Below are 5,761 nucleotides of genomic sequence, written 5' to 3'. Positions count from 1 at the left end.
ACTTGGTTGTTTTTCAGGGTTTTCTGCTTTAACAACAAGTGTTTCACCACTTTTCGGTTTTTCTACCGGATTGATTGTGAAGTTACCTTCGTCATCAGTTGTTTTACCTTCACCCAATAAATTACCTTCTTCATCGTACACTCTAACTGGCGTACCTACAGGCTCACCTGGTACTTTACCTGTTACTTCGTAAGCATCCACTTTACCGTCTGCTGGGCTATCTTGGTCAATCACTTTGGTGATTTCAGCCGTTGGTTGAGCTGTTTTTGGTACATCAACAGGTTGTGTTGGGTCAGATTCACCTGGTACTTTTACCGTATTAGTTGGTAAATCACCTGCTTCCGCATTTGGTTTTGCTTCTGGCTTGTTGGTGTTACCTGCAGTATCTGCGGTTTCTGCACTAATGGTGCTGCCTGGAGGTGCGACAATAGTTACTGTGCCATCAGGGTTTACCGCTGGTGATTTTTCAGGTTCTGTTGGTTCCCACTTGCCTTCATCATTGACTTTGTATTCGTGTTCCACTTTTTTACCGTCTTTTTCTACGGTTACTTTTGTGGTATCACCAACGTTCGCATTTGGGTCAAGGGTTACTTCTGCACCATTTGGTGTTGGCGCAAGTTCCACAGTCGGTGCGGTATTATCGGCTTTGATAATCTCTGTATCAGCAACGGCTATTGGTGCTTCATCACTGTTGTTATTTGGATTTTTCGGATCTTTCGCCTTCACCACTAATGTGCTGTCTTTGGTGATGTCGATTGGCTCGCCATTTCCATTAACTTTGTCATTAAATTCAACTTCAAAGTTGCCTTTATCGTCTGTTTTGCCTTTACCAACAACTACGCCATCCACAGTCACTTCAATTTCAGTACCTGCTGGTGCGTCTGGTACATTGCCTTTTAAGACAAAGTGATCTGGGTTTGGCTCTGTGCGGTCGTCTGCTCCACCTTGGCGGGTGTCTGTCGCTTCTAATTTAAGATCTTTTGGTGGGTTGAGTTTGTCCTCAGGGTTGTTTGGCAATTCTTCTGGTGTGCCTGCAACTGTAGGTTCTGAGGTGTTACCTGCAAGATCTTCAGTCACCACGCTCACTGGGGTGTCATCTTGTGTGTTTTCGTTAGGAACGATGATGGTGTCTTTTCCTTCGACTTTAACATTCGGGTCGTTAGATTGGAGGTTGCCATCTTTATCACGAGTAACTTCAGCGGTTTTTTTGGTGCCGTCATTGTCGGTATATTCAACCGTCGCTTTTTCTACTTCTGGTTCGATGGTGAATTTTGCATTATCGTTATCTGGCACGAGTTCTGCCGCAGGTGGTGGCGTGAGGTCATTTGGATGCGACACTTCACCATTATTGCTTGGCACTGGTGTTTTTACGCTTTCGCGTTTGTTCGGTGCTGTTGCGATTAAGGTGATTTGGCTGCTGTCAGTAATATCCGCACCATTTTCTTTCGCAATAAGTTTGAAATTACCTTCCTCATCCGCTTTAACTCTGCCAATTACGTTCCCTTCGTGATCTTTCGCCACAATTTCAGCGTTAGGCTCTGCTTTACCTGTAATGGTAAATTCTTCAGGGTTTCTATCCGCTTGTTTATCGGTGTCTGCTGCTTTAACAGTGAGTTCTTCTGGCTGTTTACTTGGCTCTAAAATTGGATCAACTGGGGTTTTCGCTGATTCTGCAGTATGCCCAACAATGTCTTCAGCCTTAACAGTAACATCGCTTGCCCCTTTTGGTAATTTATCTCTTGGAATAGATAACGTCTCTTCACCTTTCGCTAAAGTAGGGAACGTTGGATCGTTAGGTGTGTAGCTGCCATCTGGCTGTTTGGTGTAAACCACTTCTTTGGTTGCTTCACCTTCAGCTTTAGGGTCGATAGTCACTGTGAATGTTTCGGTATCTTTCGGATCAATTGTCACTTTCACTTCATTTGGTGTAGCCACAACTGTTGGTGTTTGAATACCTTTGTCATTCGGGTGTCTTTCTTGAAGTTGCTCTTTTGTTAGTCCATCGGTGTCCGCTAAACTTGGTAACTCTGCTGTTGCAGGGGCACTTGGATCTTTGCCTGGAGCTTGTACCGTTGCTTTAACTTCTTTCGGAATTGGGTTGTCTTTGTTAAGTGGAACTTCTAATTCCGCTTTACCGTCTTCTTTAATATGTTCTGGCGTTAAAACGATTTTCGCAATTTCATTGCCTTTTTCGTCTGTCAGTGCAACCGTTGAACCCGGTTTTACATCATCCCCTTTTAAGGTGACTTTGATGTTTTCTGGTGTTTTGTCTGCCACTACATTGGTATCAATTGGGGCAGCCGTAATTTCAGTTGGTTTTTCTGATGCTTCGTCATAACCTACTGTGTCTGATTCCTGTGGAATTGAATTGCCAGCCAAATCTGTTACCACTGCAGTGATGTTTGAGCCATCTTCAAGTACATCTTCTGGTAGCTTGATTGTGTTGCCGTCTAACTCTGCTTTATCCATTAGTGGATTGGTGTTTGCTGGGTCTTTTGTTAAATTACCATTGTCATCAACAATAAAGGTTAATTTATCTTTTCCGTTATTCGCTGTGATGGTAACTTTATCACCCGGTTTTGCGTTGGTTACAGCAATCTCTGCAGAGCCGTCACCTGGTTCTTTTTTGGTAGTAATCTCTACCGTTGCTTCAGGTGCTTTTGTATCGTAAGGGTGTCCATCTTTGCCCGCTTCTACCGCAGGAACGGTCACAGGTTCTGAATGTTCGCTCTCTTTTTCACCTGGTGTAGTCGCTGTGACGGTAATTTGATCGCCTGGCTGAATATCAAAATTCTTACCTAAATCAGTAAGATTAAATTCATAGTTGCCGTTGTTATCTGCCACCACAGAACCTACTGGGATTTTGCTTCCATCACCTTTATCAAGATACGCTGTGATTGATGCATTAGGCTCTGCCGTACCACTAAATACTACTTTTTCAGGGTTGTTATCTGCCTCTGGGCTTTCATCAATCGCTTTAATGGTGTTAGGGGTAATGCTTGGTTTGTCGCTTGCAGTAACGGTGTCTGGATCTTGTAAAACAGGTTGTTTATCTTCATTTAATACAATCGGCTCACTCGGTTTACTTTGATCGCCAGCACTGTTTTCAGCTGTCGCAACAATTTTACCATTTTCAGGAATCTTATCTTTAGGAATAGTGATAGTGAAACCGCCATCTTTTGGTGTTACTTCCACTTCAGGTTTATCCGATGGTGGTACGAAGTTACCTTGCTCATCTTTTTTAACGTCAATCGTTTCAACCACTTTACCAGTTCCATCTAAAATCTGAACCGGTACATTGGTTGCATCATCAGGAACTTTAACATCAACAGATATTTTTTCATCTTCTGGTTGAGACGCTGATGGGGTAAGTACTGGTGGTTCAACGTAAGTGTCGTTTGGTTGTGGGTTGTCACTTGGTACAACTTTATCAGTCGTTACTGGCACTTCGTCAGATGAATTTTTACCCGGTGATTGAGCTTCTACGTTAAGATCTTCTGCTTGATCTTTATTTGGATTATTTTGATCTAATACGACAGGTACGCTCCAGTTACCATTGTTATCCACTTTGGTTTCTGCAATAACATTACCTTCTTTATCTTTAATTTTGATTGTAGCGCCTTTTTCACCCTTACCTGTTAAATTAACAAGATCAGGCTTACCATCGTTGTTGCGATCAACGGTTTCAGCTTTTGTGACTTCTGGGTTTTGTGTGTCTCTATCGTATGTGGTTTCTACCGTTGCTGTCGCAGAACCATTATCGCTAATAGCGGTTACGCTAACGAGTGATTTGTCTTTGAGACTATCGCTAGGAATAACGGCTTTGTTGCTACCAGCTGGAACATCAGGAATGTATTCAGGGTGGCTAGATTTGTATGAACCGTCCGCTTGTTTTTCAAGGGTTGCTGTGATAGGGTTGTTTTTACCTTCTGGAATAAAGGTAATTTCGTATTTTTTAACGTTTGGATCAATAGCGATTTCAACAGAACCATCTTTCTTCGCGGTTACTGTTGGTTTTTCTTGTTGAGGTCTTGGTGGGGTATAGCTGCCATTAGAACCAGAGCCAGATGAGCCTGAAGGTGTAACACCTGTGCCTGGTTCAGTTGTTTCTTCAGTCGTAGATGGATGAGCTGGGCTACTGCCGCCTTTACCACCTTTACCGCCTAAAGTTGCAGCAACTAATCCAGCGGTTGCTAATCCACCTAATAACGCTAACCAGTTAAATGGTAAATATGCTGCTACAAGTGCTTTACCACCAAGTACTTCCGCTGCAAGTACGTTCTCTTTTAAGAGTGGAATATTATTCGCTTCGATACCACTTTCTGCAATGTAGCTATAAAGTTGTCCATCTTCTCCTAAACCAATAACAGGGCTGAGGTCTTCTGATGAATAATAGTCTTTAATAATAAGATCTGCAGGTTGGTTCTCTTCAAATGCGATGTGAAGGTCGTTGCCTTTTCTTTCAGCAAAAATTCTTTCTGGACCTGCGTTGGTGTCTTGATTAACAAGCTCATAACTTACTTTTTCTTTAGGTTGTTGAATGGTAACAACTTCATTTCCTTTTACTGGAATTTTGATGCTATCAACCGCACCCGATTTTGAGTGTATTTTTAATATAATATTCATAAAATTTCCTACTTGTTGTTAGTTAAACTTAATGATGTGCAACAGATGCTGTAAGCGTAATAGTTATACCCACCCTTATATTATTAATTTTTAAACAAAAAATTAATGAATAGGCATTACCAATCGATTATATTATTAATAATTTCTTTTTGCTCTGTGGTCGTTTTTCTTAGATAAACTCTTGTAGTCTCAATACTTTCGTGTCCCATTAGATCAGCTAAGAAACTAATGTCATTACATCGTTCCAAGAAACTTTTTGCAAATCTATGTCTAAATGAATGTGGATATACAACTTTAGGATCAATTTTGTATCTTTTTGCAAAAAATTTTAATTTTGTAGCTATTCCTCTTGTAGTTATTCTATCTCCATATTTATTGATAAAAATAAATCCATAGGATTGGTTATTTTTTTCTAGCCACAGTAATGCTTCTTTTTGTAGTGCCTGAGGTATGTATATTCTTCTTAGTTTCCCCCCTTTAGAATACAAGTCAATGTATCCAACTCTAACATGTTCGCATTTTATTTGAATTAATTCACTAACTCTTGCCCCAGTAGCCGCTAAAAATCGAATAACAAAATACCAATATAAGTTATTATCTTTTTTTAAGCATTTCTTAAAATAATTATAATCAGCTTCGCTAATTACATTTTCCAAAAATGTTCTTTGTTGTACTTTAACAAATGATAATTTTAACTTTTCTTTTTTGATGAACTCCAAATAAAAATTTATTGCCCTAATTCTCAAATTTATTGTTTGAGGCTTGTATTTCTCTATTAGAAATAACTTATATTTTTGCAAGTTTATTTTATTTATAGAGCCGTACCTTTGAGTAAATTGTTTTATAGCAAACATATACACCAAAATGGTATTTTTAGCTAAGTTTGAGTTATGCAAATGTTTTTCAAATTCTAAGATCATAATTTTTCTCCTCTTATAAAATAATTAATATTTCTGTACTACTTATCTATGATTTTTATAAGATTAATTTTAATAATTAAAATTATTGTCATACCAGGTAAAGTCTGTATTTTATGAGGCGTTATTAACTAAAAAAACTTCTGATAAGGGTGGTTATAAGAATAACAAAATACTACCATTTGAAATACAAGCCTAGCCAGCACAAATAGCAAAAT

General features: G+C 39.3%; 2 protein-coding genes. Both read right to left on the bottom strand.

Annotated features, from left to right (window positions below; translation table 11 throughout):
- The coding region (locus tag ACWIW0_RS11030) for an Ig-like domain-containing protein (RefSeq protein WP_454453352.1) at positions 1-4,626 on the bottom strand (4,626 nt) is incomplete at its 3' end.
- A 116-nt stretch (positions 4,627-4,742) separates the two neighbouring features.
- Positions 4,743-5,546 carry a tyrosine-type recombinase/integrase gene (locus ACWIW0_RS11025; protein WP_454453351.1) on the bottom strand — a complete coding sequence of 268 codons (804 nt, stop codon included), beginning with the start codon at positions 5,544-5,546 and terminating at the stop codon, positions 4,743-4,745.
- Positions 5,547-5,761: the final 215 nt, after the last annotated feature.

The organism is Ursidibacter sp. B-7004-1 (genome assembly GCF_053654055.1).
The sequence above is the reverse complement of the archived record's forward strand: the minus strand, read 5'-3'. Positions and strand labels throughout refer to the sequence as shown.